This is a genomic window from uncultured Nitratireductor sp. (assembly GCF_913053745.1).
In the GTDB taxonomy this organism is placed as follows: domain Bacteria; phylum Pseudomonadota; class Alphaproteobacteria; order Rhizobiales; family Rhizobiaceae; genus Nitratireductor.
On the sequence record NZ_CAJXGF010000112.1, the window covers coordinates 1 to 15,298 of the forward strand.

General features: G+C 61.0%; 16 protein-coding genes and 3 pseudogenes. 7 read left to right on the plus strand and 12 right to left on the minus strand.

Going from position 1 to position 15,298, the window contains the following annotated elements; genetic code table 11:
• The coding region (locus tag QZ638_RS16740; RefSeq protein ID WP_295812858.1) for a tetratricopeptide repeat protein at positions 1 to 919 on the plus strand (919 nt) is incomplete at its 5' end.
• Positions 920 to 972: 53 nt separating this feature from the next.
• Positions 973 to 1,134, plus strand: a pseudogene (locus QZ638_RS16745) (4-(cytidine 5'-diphospho)-2-C-methyl-D-erythritol kinase); the annotation flags it as partial.
• Between the two features lie 39 nt (positions 1,135 to 1,173).
• Here QZ638_RS16745 and tsf read toward each other — a convergent pair.
• From tsf to QZ638_RS16760, 3 genes and pseudogenes are all read right to left on the minus strand, one after another.
• Positions 1,174 to 1,674: pseudogene (gene tsf, locus QZ638_RS16750) on the minus strand (translation elongation factor Ts); the annotation flags it as partial.
• A 182-nt stretch (positions 1,675 to 1,856) separates the two neighbouring features.
• Entirely contained in the window at positions 1,857 to 2,660 is an 804-nt protein-coding gene (gene rpsB / locus QZ638_RS16755; protein ID WP_295812860.1) for a 30S ribosomal protein S2, read from the minus strand.
• Positions 2,661 to 2,822: 162 nt separating this feature from the next.
• Entirely contained in the window at positions 2,823 to 3,656 is an 834-nt protein-coding gene (locus QZ638_RS16760) for a cell envelope integrity EipB family protein (RefSeq protein WP_295812863.1), read from the minus strand.
• Positions 3,657 to 3,887: 231 nt separating this feature from the next.
• Between QZ638_RS16760 and QZ638_RS16765 the strand changes: the two genes are divergently transcribed.
• The 3 genes from QZ638_RS16765 to QZ638_RS16775 all read left to right on the plus strand — a co-directional run bounded on the left by QZ638_RS16765 (position 3,888) and on the right by QZ638_RS16775 (position 6,323).
• Positions 3,888 to 4,355: a RidA family protein gene (locus QZ638_RS16765; protein WP_295812865.1), complete on the plus strand. Its 468-nt coding sequence runs from the start codon at positions 3,888 to 3,890 to the stop codon at positions 4,353 to 4,355.
• Positions 4,355 to 5,065: a glycerophosphodiester phosphodiesterase gene (locus QZ638_RS16770; RefSeq protein WP_295812868.1), complete on the plus strand. Its 711-nt coding sequence runs from the start codon at positions 4,355 to 4,357 to the stop codon at positions 5,063 to 5,065. Before QZ638_RS16765 ends, QZ638_RS16770 begins: the two co-directional genes overlap by 1 nt.
• Positions 5,066 to 5,195: 130 nt before the next feature.
• Positions 5,196 to 6,323: a GNAT family N-acetyltransferase gene (locus QZ638_RS16775; protein WP_295812894.1), complete on the plus strand. Its 1,128-nt coding sequence runs from the start codon at positions 5,196 to 5,198 to the stop codon at positions 6,321 to 6,323.
• A gap of 6 nt (positions 6,324 to 6,329) precedes the next feature.
• Here the strand turns inward: QZ638_RS16775 and QZ638_RS16780 are convergent, their stop codons facing one another.
• The gene (locus QZ638_RS16780; protein ID WP_295812871.1) at positions 6,330 to 6,659 is read right to left on the minus strand and encodes a multidrug efflux SMR transporter; all 330 of its coding nucleotides are present in this window, start codon (positions 6,657 to 6,659) and stop codon (positions 6,330 to 6,332) included.
• A 110-nt stretch (positions 6,660 to 6,769) separates the two neighbouring features.
• On the opposite strand from QZ638_RS16780, the gene QZ638_RS16785 reads away from it, so the two are divergent.
• The gene (locus tag QZ638_RS16785; RefSeq protein ID WP_295812874.1) at positions 6,770 to 7,195 is read left to right on the plus strand and encodes an HIT family protein; all 426 of its coding nucleotides are present in this window, start codon (positions 6,770 to 6,772) and stop codon (positions 7,193 to 7,195) included.
• A 1-nt stretch (position 7,196) separates the two neighbouring features.
• Here QZ638_RS16785 and QZ638_RS16790 read toward each other — a convergent pair whose 3' ends face one another.
• The 4 genes from QZ638_RS16790 to clpS all read right to left on the minus strand — a co-directional run bounded on the left by QZ638_RS16790 (position 7,197) and on the right by clpS (position 11,200).
• Positions 7,197 to 7,547, minus strand: coding sequence for an AzlD domain-containing protein (locus tag QZ638_RS16790; RefSeq protein ID WP_295812876.1), 351 nt, complete (start codon positions 7,545 to 7,547; stop codon positions 7,197 to 7,199).
• Complete coding sequence (locus QZ638_RS16795) at positions 7,544 to 8,293, minus strand: AzlC family ABC transporter permease (protein ID WP_295812879.1); 750 nt, start codon at positions 8,291 to 8,293, stop codon at positions 7,544 to 7,546. The genes QZ638_RS16790 and QZ638_RS16795 overlap by 4 nt, the downstream gene beginning before the upstream one ends.
• Positions 8,294 to 8,399: 106 nt before the next feature.
• Positions 8,400 to 10,862, minus strand: coding sequence for an ATP-dependent Clp protease ATP-binding subunit ClpA (clpA, locus tag QZ638_RS16800; RefSeq protein ID WP_295812881.1), 2,463 nt, complete (start codon positions 10,860 to 10,862; stop codon positions 8,400 to 8,402).
• Between the two features lie 8 nt (positions 10,863 to 10,870).
• Entirely contained in the window at positions 10,871 to 11,200 is a 330-nt protein-coding gene (gene clpS, locus QZ638_RS16805; protein ID WP_295812896.1) for an ATP-dependent Clp protease adapter ClpS, read from the minus strand.
• Positions 11,201 to 11,539: 339 nt separating this feature from the next.
• Between clpS and QZ638_RS16810 the strand changes: the two genes are divergently transcribed.
• The gene (locus QZ638_RS16810) at positions 11,540 to 12,910 is read left to right on the plus strand and encodes a D-alanyl-D-alanine carboxypeptidase family protein (protein ID WP_295812885.1); all 1,371 of its coding nucleotides are present in this window, start codon (positions 11,540 to 11,542) and stop codon (positions 12,908 to 12,910) included.
• A gap of 46 nt (positions 12,911 to 12,956) precedes the next feature.
• On the opposite strand, the gene QZ638_RS16815 is transcribed toward QZ638_RS16810, so the two are convergent.
• The 4 genes and pseudogenes from QZ638_RS16815 to QZ638_RS16830 all read right to left on the minus strand — a co-directional run.
• Positions 12,957 to 13,652 carry a DnaJ domain-containing protein gene (locus QZ638_RS16815; protein ID WP_295812887.1) on the minus strand — a complete coding sequence of 232 codons (696 nt, stop codon included), beginning with the start codon at positions 13,650 to 13,652 and terminating at the stop codon, positions 12,957 to 12,959.
• Entirely contained in the window at positions 13,649 to 14,386 is a 738-nt protein-coding gene (locus QZ638_RS16820; RefSeq protein WP_295812889.1) for a VWA domain-containing protein, read from the minus strand. Before QZ638_RS16820 ends, QZ638_RS16815 begins: the two co-directional genes overlap by 4 nt.
• Positions 14,387 to 14,452: 66 nt before the next feature.
• Positions 14,453 to 14,887: a DUF1489 family protein gene (locus QZ638_RS16825; protein WP_295812891.1), complete on the minus strand. Its 435-nt coding sequence runs from the start codon at positions 14,885 to 14,887 to the stop codon at positions 14,453 to 14,455.
• Positions 14,888 to 14,956: 69 nt separating this feature from the next.
• Positions 14,957 to 15,217, minus strand: a pseudogene (locus tag QZ638_RS16830) (L-serine ammonia-lyase, iron-sulfur-dependent, subunit alpha); the annotation flags it as partial.
• Positions 15,218 to 15,298 lie beyond the last annotated feature (81 nt).

Genomic DNA, 15,298 nt, shown 5'->3' on the forward strand with positions numbered 1-15,298 from the left:
CCGCAACGCCGACCTGCAGATCGCAAGCTGCTATCAGGCGATGGAAAAGCCCGGTGAGGCCGCGCGCTACATCGAGCGCGTGCTCGCGAAATACCCGAAAGATTTCGAGGCGGCGGTGGAGCTCGGCAACGTCTACCGGGCCGACGATCGCTTTGCCGACGCAGCGGAGGCCTATGGCAAGGGCATCGCCGCGCTCGCGAAGGAAACCACGGCCGACTGGCGGATCTACTATTTCCGCGGGGTTGCCCTCGAGCGTGCCAAGGAGTGGTCCAAGGCCGAGGCCGACTTCCGCCACGCATTGAAGCTCAACCCCGACCAGCCTCAGGTGCTCAACTATCTCGGCTATTCCTGGGTCGATCAGGGCATCAATCTGGATCAGGCGCTGGAGATGATCGAGAAAGCAGTCGATCTCCGCCCCAACGACGGCTACATCGTCGACAGCCTCGGCTGGGCGCATTACCGCCTCGGGCGGTATCAGGACGCCGTGGATACGCTCGAGCGCGCCATTCAGCTGCGCCCCGAGGATTCCACGATCAACGACCATCTCGGCGACGCCTACTGGCAGGTCGGCCGCAAGCTGGAGGCGACCTTCCAGTGGGCCCACGCCCGCGACCTCGACCCCGACAAGGAGCAGCTTCCCGTCATCCTCGACAAGCTGCAGCACGGCCTCAAAGCCGCCTCGACCGGCAAGACCGGCGCGATCAGCGAGGAGCCGGTCCTTCCGACCAAGACGGCCGCGGCCGAGCCCAGCGTGATCACCGTCGGCAAGGGCGAAAGCCTGTGGGATATCGCGGCGCGCATTTACGGCGACGCGGAAATGTACGAAAAGATCTACGAGGCCAACCGGGATCGCATCCGCGATCCTAATCGTATCTTTCCGGGCATGACGCTCAACCTGCCGGCGGCACAGGCGAACTGAGCGCGTCCCGGTCCGACAGGACCCGAGACTCCAGGTAACCGCTCCGCCGCTCCATGGATAACATTGCCAGTGCCATCGAGGCGGCGACCGGTGCCGCCACGTCGGAACTCGCCCCGGCGAAAATCAATCTCGCGCTTCACGTCGGCGCGACACGGCCGGACGGCTATCACGACCTCGAAAGCCTCGTCGTCTTCGCCGACCTCGGAGACGTCATCACGGCGCGGCCGGTGCCCGCCGGGCGCGCTACGACGCTCGATCTTGCCGGCCCCTTCGGTCACGACGGTGTGGATATAGGGCACGACAACGCCTTCATCGACCGACAGCGCAGCGGCACGGCGCAGCGCCATGTTCTCGCCGATCTGGCCGACCATTTCCTTCACATAGTCCTCGACGGTCTTGTCCGAGCCCGGATAGGCCGCAGCCTTGATCGCCTCGACATCACCCCCGGTTGCCAGGGCGACCCGGGCGATATTCGCAGCCATTTTCTGGAAGGTCTCGTTGCGGGCAACGAAGTCGGTTTCGGCATTGACCTCGACGAGGACCCCCTTGCCACCGTCGACGGCCACAGCGACGAGACCGTCAGCAGCGGCGCGACCGGCTTTCTTGGCAGCCTTCGACAGGCCCTTCTTGCGCAGCCAGTCGACCGCGGCCTCGACATCGCCGTCGGTCTCGTTCAGCGCGGCCTTGCAGTCCATCATGCCCGCGCCGGTCTTGTCGCGCAGGTCTTTCACCATTGCAGCTGTAATGGCAGCCATTGTCATGCTCCTTGGTTGGGTCCCGTCCCGGCTGTCCGGGTCAGGCTTGTCGCGGCACCGGCCGGAGGGGCCAGCCAGCGCCGGTATGAAAAACACGGTTTGCGCAGGCAGCTAGCCTGCTTCTGTGACAGGCCAATGACGCGCGCGGGTCCGGCGCCTCATCGGCCATGTCACGCAAGGGATCAGGCAGAGGCCTGGTCGCCCTCTTTGGCGGCACCTTCTTCAGCCGCGGCTTCCTCGAGCACCGGTTCGGCCGGGGCCTCTTCCATTTCGCCGAGATCGATGCCAAGCGCAGCCTGGCTGGCCGACAGGCCGTCGATCACGGCATCGGCGACGAGGTTGGTGTAAAGCGAAATCGCGCGCGAGGCGTCGTCATTGCCGGGGATGACAAAGTCGATGCCGTCCGGCGAACAGTTGGTGTCGACGACGGCGACAACCGGGATGCCCAGCTTGTTGGCTTCCTGGATGGCGATCGCCTCTTTCTTGACGTCGATGACGAACATCAGGTCCGGCAGGCCGCCCATGTCGCGGATGCCGCCCAGCGACGCGTCAAGCTTTTCCTTGTCGCGCGCCATGGTCAGCTGCTCTTTCTTGGTCAGGCCGGCGCCGCCGCCGGCAAGCGTCTCTTCCATCGATTTCAGGCGCTTGATCGAGTTGGAGATGGTTTCCCAGTTGGTCAGCGTGCCGCCGAGCCAGCGCACATTCATGTAGTACTGGGCCGAGCGCGAGGCGGCTTCGGCAACCGGTTGCTGGGCCTGGCGCTTGGTGCCGACAAACAGCACCCGGCCGCCGCCGGCAACAACGTCGCGCACCTTGACCAGGGCCTGGTGCAGCATCGGAACGGTCTGGGACAGGTCGATGATATGGACCCCGTTGCGGTCGCCGAAAATGTATTGCTTCATTTTCGGGTTCCAGCGGTGGGTCTGGTGACCAAAGTGAACACCAGCTTCCAGAAGCTGGCGCATGCTGATATCGGGCAGTGCCATTCGTTTTCCTTTCCGGTTGAACCTCCACGGACCATCAGGCGGAAACCGCCACCGGAGGCGCCGGCCGGATGTCTCCCGACCGGAACCAAGATCCGTGTGTGGAATGCGCGCGCATATAGAAGCTTATTGCGCACAATGCAAGCGTTTGGCTCCCAAACAGCGCTATTGGGCGCAGTCGCCCCCTTCGTTCGCCTGATCGAACAAGGTCAGATCGACAAGCTGGCCGCGAATCGAGAACTCGCCATAATTCATGTCGAGGCTACGCGTGACACCGCTTTCGTGCAGCAAGAAGCTGATTTCGTAGTCGGGCAAGGCCTCGCCCCGTTCCTTCCCCGGATCGAAATAAGCGATGCTCACCGGCCAGTAGGACTGGTTTTCAAGAGGCGCGGCGGCCGAACGCTCGCTCTCGCTCTGTTCCATCGCCTTCGGCTCGCCGATCGTCACCGATGTCATCATCACCCGATCGGCATCCTCGGAACTGTCAAACAGCGTGGTCTGATAGAAGCCGCCGCCCGCGTCAGCCTTCTCCAGCACTTCCTTCATGTGCTGCACGGGAAATTGCGAACGCTGCAAAGTTTCGCCTCGACGCTCGGGTTTCGAAAGCTCGACATGTGTCTCACCGTCCTGGATGCGGGCAACGCCCTTCACTTCCCGATCGAGCATGTTGTCGAGATACATCTTGTTGACGAACTGGAAGACCTCGCCCTTGCCATCCTCATACGTGGTCGTCTGCTGATCGGAAAGCCGCGAGGCCTCGTCCGTCTGAAGGCGCATTACAAAACGGAAGGTGGTCGTATACCCCTCACAAGTCGAACCCGCGAATTCATAGACCATGCGTCCGGTAATGCCGTTGATTCCCGAACGGTCGCTCGCCTGTTCCAGTGAAAGATCGTAGACGGCCCGATGCGGGAGCAAATTGGGCGCGGCCTGCGAAACGCCGGAAGCCGCTCCGGAAACTGCAATCAAAGCAACGACAAATAAGCGCGAAGAGCGCATGAACGACCTCCCGGAATTCGGCTTTCTACGGTCGGAGCATGCGGACCGTGTGGATGGTTCTCGTTTGAACGAGAGTCGTGGCGGAACCGAGGCAAATATGCAACCTCTGCCGCGGCGGTACATTCCCCGTTCACGACGGAAACGATTGCGAAAGTGTCGCAACTGACGTTTAGATTTGCCTGCACGGCGGTTTAAGACCGTCCGACATAACTGAAATGCCTGGAGAGCACTATGGCGCGTGAAATCGAGAAAAGACTGTTGGAACTGGGAGTCGAGCTGCCGGAAGCGGCCGCTCCAGTCGCGAATTATGTGCCCTATGTCCAGACCGGCTCTTTGCTGATGACCTCCGGCCAACTTCCCATCAAGGATGGGAAACTGATGGCCATGGGCCTTCTGGGTCGCGAACTGGGAACCGAGGCTGGCAAACTTGCGGCGAAATGGTGCACCGTCAACGTCCTCGCCCAGGCGCGGGCGGCACTTGGCGATCTCGAGCGCATCAAGCGTGTGGTGCGAATCTCCGTCTATGTCGCCTCGACGCCGGATTTCACGGACCAGCACCTGGTTGCCAACGGCGCATCGGACTTTCTCGTCGCCGCGCTCGGCGATCGCGGGCGCCATGCGCGTGCGGCCGTCGGAATGGCCTCCCTGCCGATGAACGCACCGGTCGAAATCGACGCCGTCATCGAGGTTGCCGAATAATGCACGACCTCGCATGGCTGACAGCGCGTCCAATCGCGCACCGCGGCTTGCATGACATGAACTCTAAGCGTTGGGAGAATTCGCTGTCAGCGTTTCAGGCTGCCGTCGCCGGCAATTATTCCATTGAGTGCGACGTGCACCTCTCATCCGACGGCGTTCCGGTGGTTTTTCATGATCACGCTCTGCGCCGCCTGACCGGACGACACGGCACCGTTGCGGATAAGACAGCGCAGGAGTTGGGCGCGCTAAGGATCGGTGACACGGAGGACCATGTTCCCACATTGCATGAAATGCTGGCGGTGGTGGCGGGCCGCGTGCCGCTCGTCATCGAGCTGAAGGCGTCCGACGGACATGACGATGCACTGGTCGTGCGGGTGATTGAAGCGCTTCAAAGCTATTCGGGGCCGACAGCCCTGATGTCGTTCGAGCACAGGCTTGTGCGCCAGCTCGCTGAGCAGGCGCCCGGCCTGCCCCGTGGGCTAACGGCCGAGGGCTTGACGCGGGGCGCGATCGAGGCGCATTTCTCTATGCTCGCGCATGACATCTCCTTTGTTTCCTATGCGGTGAATGATTTGCCGAGCCCGTTCGTGTCATTTGTGCGTGACCGACTGTCCATGCCCGTCATCACATGGACCGTGCGAGACCGGGAAGCCGTAGATCGGACTGCCGCTCATGCGGACCAGATGACGTTTGAGGGTTTCTTGCCCTAGGCACCATGCGTGGTTTCGCCCCTTGAAGTCCCCCGGCCCGCAGGCTTAGCTATCGCACATGTCATCAGCCGAAACGAATGCGAACATCTCGGGTGAAATCACGCTGACGGTTTCACCGTCCTTCGCCGATATGCCGGAAACCGATTGGGCGGCCCTGTCCGGTGCGGACAGAAATGCAGTCGATGCACCTTACAATCCATTCGTCTCGCATGCTTTTCTGTCGAGCCTGGAAGACAGCGGTTGTGCGGCGCGCGAGAGCGGCTGGCTCGGTCAGCATCTGTTCCTGCGTTCGGCCGAAGGCACCCTGCTCGGCGCGGTTCCGTGTTATCTCAAATCGCACAGTCAGGGCGAGTATGTCTTCGACCACGGCTGGGCCGACGCCTTTGAAAGGGCTGGCGGCCAATATTATCCGAAGCTGCAGGTCTCCATCCCCTTCACCCCTGCCAGCGGTCCACGCCTTCTGGTGAGCCAGAAGGCCTCGCCCGACGCGGTCAGACAGGCGCTTGCCGAGGGGCTCAAGACCCTGACGGAACGGCTCGGCGTTTCTTCGGCGCATGTCACTTTCGCGGTCGATGAGGATATCGCTGCGTTGGAACGCGCAGGCTTTCTGATGCGCACCGATCAGCAGTTTCACTTCTTCAACCGCGACTATGGCAGTTACGACGATTTTCTCGCCACGCTGGCTTCACGCAAGCGCAAGGCACTGAAGAAGGAGCGCCGGACCGCGGCTGAGAACGGCATCGAGATCGACTGGCTGACGGGAGCCGACCTGGCCGAGGCCGTGTGGGACGACTTCTTCGGCTTTTACATGGACACAGGCAGCCGCAAATGGGGACGCCCCTACCTCAACCGCCGCTTCTTCTCCCTGATCGGCGAGCGAATGTCCGACGATATTCTTCTCGTCATGGCGCGCAGGAATGGCCGCTACATCGCCGGCGCCATCAACTTCATCGGTTCGGATACGTTGTTCGGCCGCAACTGGGGCTGCGTCGAGCATCATCCGTTCCTGCATTTCGAGGTCTGCTACCATCAGGCCATCGAATTCGCCATCGCCCGCGGGCTGACGACGGTTGAGGCTGGTGCGCAGGGAGAACACAAGCTCGCACGCGGCTATGAGCCGGTCACCACCAGGTCCGCCCATCACATCCCGCATCCCGGCCTTCGGCACGCAGTGGCCCAATACCTCGAACTGGAGAGGCGCGACGTGGCGGACATCAACAGGCTGCTCGAAACGCACACGCCCTTCCGCAAGGGCTGATGCGGCTCAGTGCATGATCGATTTCGAAAAAAGATTGATTACCAGCACTCCGGCGATGATGAGCGCCACACCGACGAGAGCCGCCAAGTCGAGCGCTTGCTGAAACCACAGCCAGCCGATGGCGGTGATGAAAACGATGCCGGCACCCGACCACAACGCATAGACGATGCCCACCGACATGGTGCGCAGCGTCAACGACAGGAAGAAGAACGCGACCCCATAGCCGACCAGAGTAACAAGCGACGGCATCAAACGCGTAAAACCTTCGGTCTGCTTGAGCGCCGTCGTGGCCACGACCTCGAACAGGATGGCGACGATCAGATAGAGGTAGGTCACGGTCGGCACCTTCTTTCAAAAACGCGGCGAATCGCCCGGCACGAGGAGTTGACGGGCGCGACATTAGCGCAGAAAAATGCCGCGGCAATCGCCCGAGACGAGAGGTTTCCATGACCAGTGCCGCCTACGACAACAATAATGTTTTCGCCAAGATTCTGCGCGGCGAATTGCCCTGTCAAAAGCTGTATGAAGACGACCAGACCTTCGCTTTCATGGATATCATGCCTCGTGGCGACGGCCATTGCCTGGTGATTCCCAAGAAGCCGTCGCGCAATATTCTCGATGTCGACGAGGACAGCCTCGCCGCCGTGATGCGTACGGTCCAGAAGCTCTCCCGCGCGGCGAAGAATGCCTTTGGCGCGGACGGTGTCACGATTCAGCAGTTCAACGAACAGGCGGGTGGCCAGGTGGTGTTTCACCTGCATGTCCACATCATTCCACGCTTCGAGGGCGTCGCGCTACGGCCGCATACCGGCGAAATGGCGGATCAGGCCGTGCTTTCCGAACAGGCCGAAAAGATTCGCGCGCAACTTTAGATTAGCCGAACACGTACAGACCGCTCAGCAAAACAGCTTCTGCGACGATGATGCCAGCGAGGATCTGTTTGCGGCATAGGAGATAAGCCGCAAACCCCGCAATCGCCGCGCCCACCCGCAGCACGAGCGGCGCATCGGCGAGCGCACCGCTTGGAAACACCACCAGATTCGCAATGACTGCCGCCACCAGCGCGGTCGCGACACAACGCACCAAAACCAGGATATCGGAGGTTTCCGACATCATGCCGCCGAGATAGACGCCGAGATAGCGCCAGGCGTCCGTCGCGAGCCAGCCGGCGAGCAGAATGAAGAGGTAAGGCCACCACCAGACATCGAAGGTGTCGAAGCTCATCCAACGGCCTCCCGTTTGCGGCGCATGCGGTGCCAGAGATAGGCGACCAGTCCCGCCAGGACCCCCGCGGCAAGCAGGTCGAAGCCCGGAACGAGAATGTGGAAGACAGGCCCACAGGCGAGGCCGAGCACCATTGCCACATGGCCCGCACGCTCACGCGCCGATCCCCAGAGCGAGGTCAGGAAATAGATCGGCGTCAGGAAGAAGAGCGCTGCCGTTATCGGTGGCGGCAGACGCTCCGCCAGAAGAAAGACAACCGTGACCACGCCCATGTTCACGAAGACCAGCGTCGAACCAAGGCCGGTATAATAGGCGGTGCGCATCTCGCGCGGTACGTTCCGGAAGCTTGCCATTGCCAGAACCCATGAGGTGACGGCAACGAAGTGCGAGAGGGCGTAGAGCACCCAGGGACGGGTCTTTTTGCTGCGCATTTCCGGTGTCAACGCCACAACCATCGGCGCAAGACGCACGGATGACAGCGCGACCGCGAAAGCAGCGGCAAAAAGGCTGTTGCCGGCAAGCACGGCACCGATCAGCACCACTTGCGCCGGCAACGCCCATACGACCCCGGTCATGAAAACGGTTTGAGGAAGCGTGAGACCGGCTTCGCGGGCCAGCCCGGCAAAGCCAATGAAAGCACTGACCAAAACCAGCCCCGGAATCGAAAAACAGCGCCGCACGCCTCGAAGATACCAAGCAATATGGCTGTCTTCGCTGCTCGACTCGGTTGTCGCAATCTCATTCATCGCCCAAACGACCTAGCACAGCATGGATCGACGGGCGATACGACGAAGGCGTGGGTGCTTGTGGCACCCACGCCTTCGAAATTGGTCCACCTCGCAAGTTCGGTTTTCAGTCCTTGCGCGGCAATTGCGGCACGAGGCTGCGCTTGGGAGGATCTTTCGGCTTCTGCGTCTTGGGCTTGGCCGCGGTCGTTTTGGGTTTCCGCGTCTTCTTGGCCGCGGGCTTTGCCTTCTTCTTGGCAGGCACTTCGTCACGCGGCTTGATCGGTGCATCGTCGGGCACTGCGTCAAGCGTCAACCTGCTCTCGCCCGTGTCGCTCTTCTCCACGGTGACACGCACCGTACCGCCCTTCTTGAGTCGGCCGAAAAGCACTTCGTCGGCCAGCGGCTTTTTGATGTGCTCCTGGATGACACGTCCGAGCGGGCGCGCGCCCATGCGCTCGTCATAGCCTTTTTCCGCGAGCCAGGCGATCGCTTCATCCGACAGATCGAAGGTGACGCGGCGCTCGGCAAGCTGCGCCTCGAGTTGCATGACGAACTTCTGGACGACCTGATGAATGATCGGAACCGGCAGCGCGCCGAATGCGATAACCGCGTCGAGCCGGTTGCGAAACTCGGGCGTAAACAACCGATTGATCGCCTCCATATCGTCGCCTTCACGCTTCGACGATCCAAAACCGATGGCCGGTTTGGCGAGATCGGCAGCGCCAGCATTCGTCGTCATGATCAGGATGACGTTGCGGAAATCGATGCTCTTCCCATTGTGATCGGTCAGCTTGCCGTGATCCATGACCTGCAACAGGATGTTGAACAGATCCGGATGGGCCTTCTCGATCTCGTCGAGCAACAGCACGCAGTGCGGATGCTGGTCGACGCCGTCGGTCAGAAGACCGCCCTGATCGAAGCCGACATATCCGGGCGGCGCGCCGATGAGACGGGACACCGTATGGCGCTCCATGTACTCCGACATATCGAAGCGCAGGAGCTCCACCCCGAGCGAGGCGGCAAGTTGCTTGGCAACTTCCGTCTTGCCGACGCCCGTGGGGCCGGAGAAGAGATAGGAACCGATGGGCTTTTCGGGCTCGCGCAGGCCGGCGCGTGCCAGCTTGATCGCCGACGACAGCGCCGTGATCGCCGCATCCTGGCCGTAGACAACGCGCTTAAGTTCGTCCTCGAGCGTTGCCAATACCTTCTCGTCATCGGCCGAAACCGTCTTCGGCGGAATGCGGGCCATGGTGGCGATGGTCGCCTCGATCTCCTTGACGTTGATCGTCTTGCGACGTCTGGATTCGGGCAGAAGCTTCTGCGAGGCACCGGTTTCGTCCAGCACGTCGATGGCCTTGTCGGGAAGCTTGCGGTCATTGATATAGCGCGCCGACAACTCGACGGCGGCTTTCACGGCCTCGTTCGTGTAGCGGACCTTATGGAAATCCTCAAAATAGGGCTTCAGGCCCTTCATGATCTCGACGGCGTCCTCGACCGTGGGTTCGGCCACGTCGATTTTCTGGAACCGGCGCACCAATGCACGGTCCTTCTCGAAAAACTGACGGAATTCCTTGTAGGTGGTCGAACCGATGCAGCGGATCGAGCCCGACGATAAGGCGGGCTTCAAAAGGTTCGACGCATCCATTGCGCCGCCGGAGGTTGCGCCCGCACCGATAACGGTATGGATTTCATCGATGAACAGAACCGCACCGGGAAAATCTTCCAGTTCCTTGACCACCTGCTTGAGGCGCTCCTCGAAATCGCCCCGATAGCGGGTACCGGCCAGGAGCGTGCCCATATCGAGCGCGAAAATGGTCGCGTCCGACAACACATCGGGCACATCGCCCTCGACGATGCGCTTGGCCAGCCCCTCGGCAATCGCCGTCTTGCCCACGCCCGGATCGCCCACGTACAGCGGGTTGTTCTTGGAGCGACGGCACAGCACCTGAATGGTGCGATTGATCTCGGGCGCGCGACCTATGAGCGGATCGATGCGGCCCGCCCTCGCCTTTTCGTTTAGGTTGACGCAATAGGCTGTGAGCGCGTCCTGCGCCTGTTTCTTCTTGCCGCCTTCTTCGGCTTCAGCTCCCGGCGCACCGGCGTCGTCGTCTTCGGCACCACGCGGCGCGCGTGCCTCCGACCCGCCCGGTCGCTTGGCGATACCGTGGCTGATGTAGTTCACCGCGTCGTAACGCGTCATCTGCTGTTCCTGCAGGAAATAAGCGGCATGACTTTCGCGCTCTGCGAAAATAGCCACGAGCACATTCGCCCCGGAGACTTCCTCGCGCCCCGACGACTGCACGTGTATGACGGCGCGCTGTATGACCCGCTGAAAGCCCGCCGTGGGCTTGGAGTCCTCGTCGTAACCGGTGACGAGATTGTCGAGTTCGCTATCGATATATTTGATCACCGTATCCTTGAGCGCGTCGAGATCGACATTGCATGCCCGCATAACGGCAGCAGCGTCCGAATCGTCGATCAGCGCCAGGAGCAGATGTTCGAGCGTCGCATATTCATGATGGCGCTCATTGGCGAATGTAAGCGCCTGATGCAGTGCCCGCTCCAAGCCTTGCGAAAAAGCCGGCATTCAATACCTCATTTCTTTTCCATCACGCATTGAAGCGGATGCTGGTGCTGTCTGGCGAAGTCCATCACCTGCGTCACCTTGGTTTCCGCCACTTCGAACGTGAACACGCCACATTCACCAACACCGTGATTGTGTACGTGCAGCATAATTCTGGTCGCCGCCTCGCGATTCTTCTTGAAGAAGCGCTCGAGCACATGAATGACGAACTCCATCGGCGTGTAATCGTCATTCAACAACAACACGCGATAGAGACTCGGCTTCTTCGTCTTGGTTTTTGTACGCGTGATGACCGCCGTCCCGCGATCGGAACTGTCACCGTCATCCTCGCCATCCTGCATTCGCCAAGCGTTGCGCTGCATGGCTTCACCGATATTCAAGAATTCCATTCCCTGTGCCGAGCCCTTACGTGGGACATGTAGGTACCCTTGCGACAATTTTAAGCCCTTATGCGTTCGTGACAATACGGGGGAAAGCCTTTTGCGTTCAAAACTACGCCATCATGACAATCGATATCGCTTCTGTGTCGTCACAAACGCAGATCGCTCGATTTCGAGTCAATGTTAAGAAATTCCGTCAACGAATGGCTCACCATAAACGGATTGGTAACGCCGACGCCGATAATGTGAGGGAAATGAGCTCGCGAGTGGGGATGCCTCGCGATCTGAAACCAGGTGCAAATGGGTGTAATTGTGCGTCAGGCGTTGTTGGGTAGAGCGAATCTTGCGCGGCTCTCAGGCAAGATTCTAACGGCACTCTTTCTTTCCGGCATTGTCATGCTCGGCGTAGCAGGACAGGCTTCCGCGAATTCGAAATATGCCGGCATCGTCATGGACGCCAAAACCGGCAAGGTGCTGTACGAGTCGCATGCCGATTCGCCGCGCTATCCCGCCTCGCTCACCAAGATGATGACGGCCTACATGCTTTTCGAGGCACTTTCGAGCGGTCGCATCTCCAAAGATTCGCGTATTTCCGTGTCGCGCAACGCCGCAGCCGAGCCTCCCACCAACATCGCGCTGCGGCCCGGCGACAGCCTGACCGTCGACCAGGCGATACGGGCACTGGTAACCCGCTCGGCCAACGATGTCGCCACGGCTGTCGCGGAATTCCTCGGCGGCTCGGAATCGAAGTTCGCATCCATGATGACCGCCAAGGCGCGCAGTCTGGGAATGTCCCGCACCACGTTCAAGAATGCGCACGGCCTTCCCAACAGCCAGCAAAAAACGACCGCGCGCGACATGGCCAAACTGAGCATCGCGCTGCGCGAACACTATCCCCGCTACTACAGCTATTTTCAGACCAAATCCTTCACGTACAAAAAGCGTCGTTACGGCAATCACAACCGCTTGCTCGGCCGCGTGAAAGGTGTCGACGGAATCAAGACCGGATATACCCGTGCATCGGGGTTCAACCTCGCCAGCTCGGTGCAGGCAAACGGCCGCAGCATCGTCGCCGTGGTCATGGGTGGCCGCACATCCCGCAGCCGCGATGCACACATGGCTGATCTTATCAAACGCTATCTCAACAAGGGGTCGACCGGCCGCGACCGCATGCTGATCGCCAAGGCGCCCGGAGGCGCCCGCACCGCCCTCGCAGCCATGATCCCCGGCAATCAGGTTCCTCTGCCGACGGATCGTCCCGAGGAGAACACGCTGACCGCCTATGCCCCGGAGCAGCCGGTCAAGGCCGCAGCGGTCGTCAACGCGGCCGTTCCGCGCCCACGCGCCACCGTTGCCGAGGTCGACCCCATGCCCACAGCCTCGACCGAGGCGGGTGCTCAAGGCTCGGCTGCAACAGGCTCCATTGGCGGCTGGGTCATTCAGGTGGCGTCCATGCCGAGCGAAGACGAGGCTCTTATGTTCCTCGCGGAAACGGAGAAAAAGGCCGGCAAGGTGCTCGCGAGAGCCGTTCCGATCACCGAGACTTTCGAAAAGGGCGGAACTGTATACCACCGTGCCCGTTTCGTCGGGTTCGAGAACAAATCCGACGCCTGGGGCGCCTGTGCTTCGCTCAAGAAGCAGAGCATCTCCTGCTACGCAGTACAGCAGTAGGAGCGGAGTGGACATGAAACAGGATAGCGTTGCGCGTACCGGGAATTCAGCTGTGAGCGGAGAGCAAAACGTCGCGCGCCTCGTTGATACGGGCGGCAAGAGAAGAGGTTCCTCCCATGTCGGGATGCAGGCGTTGCATCAGGCGGCGGTGAGCCTCTCTGATCTGCGCAACGGTCGCACCTCTTTCAAGACCAAGGATCTCATAGGCCTCCTCCTCGGTCATGGGGCCCGCGCCCGGCGCAGTTCCCTCCCGCCGGTCGCCATTCGCCTGCGCGCTGTCGCGCCAGGTGGGGAATTCGCTGTCAAGATAGGTTTCGAGAAGCCGTAGGCTCTCCTCATCGCTGGCCAGTTCACCGTAAAGCGAAAGCAATTCTTCCTGGGTCATCTCACCGAGCCGGCGCCCTTCGTGCCGGCCTGCCAGAACCACCCCGGACAATCTGCCACTGTCGTGATCGAGTTCCATTTCGAGTGCGGCGGTTCGGACGTTCGAGCTTTGGCCAGGCGTCTTCGCCCGTCCCATCTTGAGCCGTCCTGAACCGAACCAGGCGACCGCCGCCGAAATCAGCATTCCGCCGATTCCCGCCCTGCCCGCAAACAGCATCACCACCCCGGCAAGCGCCAACAGCGACGGGCCGGCAATCCGAACCGCGTTGGCTATACCCTTCGGGTTCGCATTCATGAAAGCCATGCCGCTCAAGACGAGCAGCAGCAAAAGCGCAAAGAAAAAGAAGGGGAACGTCATCTGCTTTTTCCGCCACGCAAATGCTCCAGCATCTTTCGATCTTCGGGCCGGTTGCGATCGCTAAGCGCCTTCAACCCGCCGGTCGCATAAACGGCGACGGCCGACAGCAGTTTGCCCAGTTCCGCCGCCGAACGGGAATCGAAGCGGAACCAGGCCCCCTTCGACAAGCGGGCAATCTCGCGAAAGGCACGTTCAGCGGTCGGATCGTGCCCTTCCTGGAAGACAAAGACCGGCACACCGCTTAGGCCGAGTCGACCGGCCTTGTCGGAGAGATCGTCCACACTCTCTTCCATCGCGTCGCCGATATAGACGAGCGCGTTGATCTTCTCGCGCGCGGTTTCGTTCAAAGCGTGCGTCAGCACTTTGCCGATCTGCGTGTGGCCGCCACGACAGTCGATCTTCGTCATCAGTGTTTTGAGCGCGTCCGTGTCGCGCACGAAACGTGAGGCGCGGCTTTCGCCGAAACCGCGGAAATAGACCAGCTGGACATTCAGCGAACCGGCCTTGCCGACGGCGTCGAACATCTCCGCCTGGAGCTTGCAGGCAAGATCCCATGTGGGCTGCCGGCTCATGGTCGCATCCAATGCGAGAACGAGACGCCCGTCACCGGTTCCATGCGTCGGCGCAACCGCACGTGCCTGCCGGACGAACGCATCGATTGCACCCGAAGATGATCGGGTTTTGCTGAGATCGGTTTCGGCGCGGCGTGGCGCAGGCGTTTTCTTGTCGTTCATAGTGAAAAAGATGGGCGTCTACGAACCGGTTGCAAGACTGTCGGCAAGCCTGCGCCAGAACGGGCGCTACAGCAAGCCGAGTTCGGAAAGTTCGCGCCGCAGTTCCAGAGGCATATCGGCGTCGTCACCGGCCCCGCCGATATCGGCAGGGGCATCCTTCGCCTCCAGGTAACGCCATCCTTGAAATGCTCGGCGCGGCTGGAAGTGCGTTCGCGCCAGGCTGGGCTCTAGAACCAGATGACAACGCGAAATTCCCTCGGCGTCACGGAACGGCCGCACATCCATAAGCTTTTGACGACATTGTACAATCCCCTTGATCACCCAGTAGAGCGAACCGCCCCCGGTCAATTCTTCAACGCGCTTGGGAACCATGCGCGTCGTGTGGAAATGTTCGGCCGGTTCGCCGCGCGCCATTTTCTCCCTCACACGCAGCGCGATCCAGTCTTCCAACTGCTCGACGCTCTCGCAGCCGACGCACAATTTGATGAGATTCAGTGCCATATTCCAAATGTCGGGCGGTGGTCGCTCAAGTCAAGCACGGTCGCGCGCTCTCCACAGCGTCGGCAGCGTTCAGCACTCCACTACGTTGACCGCGAGACCGCCCAGACTGGTCTCCTTGTAGCGTTCGTTCATATCGACGCCCGTCTGCCGCATCGTTTCAACCGCAGCATCCAGAGAGACGAAATGCTTGCCATCTCCTTTCACGGCCAGCGACGCGGCGGTCACGGCTTTCACCGACCCCAGCGCGTTGCGCTCGATGCACGGCACCTGAACGAGGCCGGCGACGGGATCGCATGTCATGCCGAGGTGATGTTCCAGGGCGATTTCGGCGTCTCGATGGTGACCCGCAGGCCGGTCATCGACGAATTCCTCCGCCGCGCGCCGGTGACGATCGAACTGGCGGTGATCGCG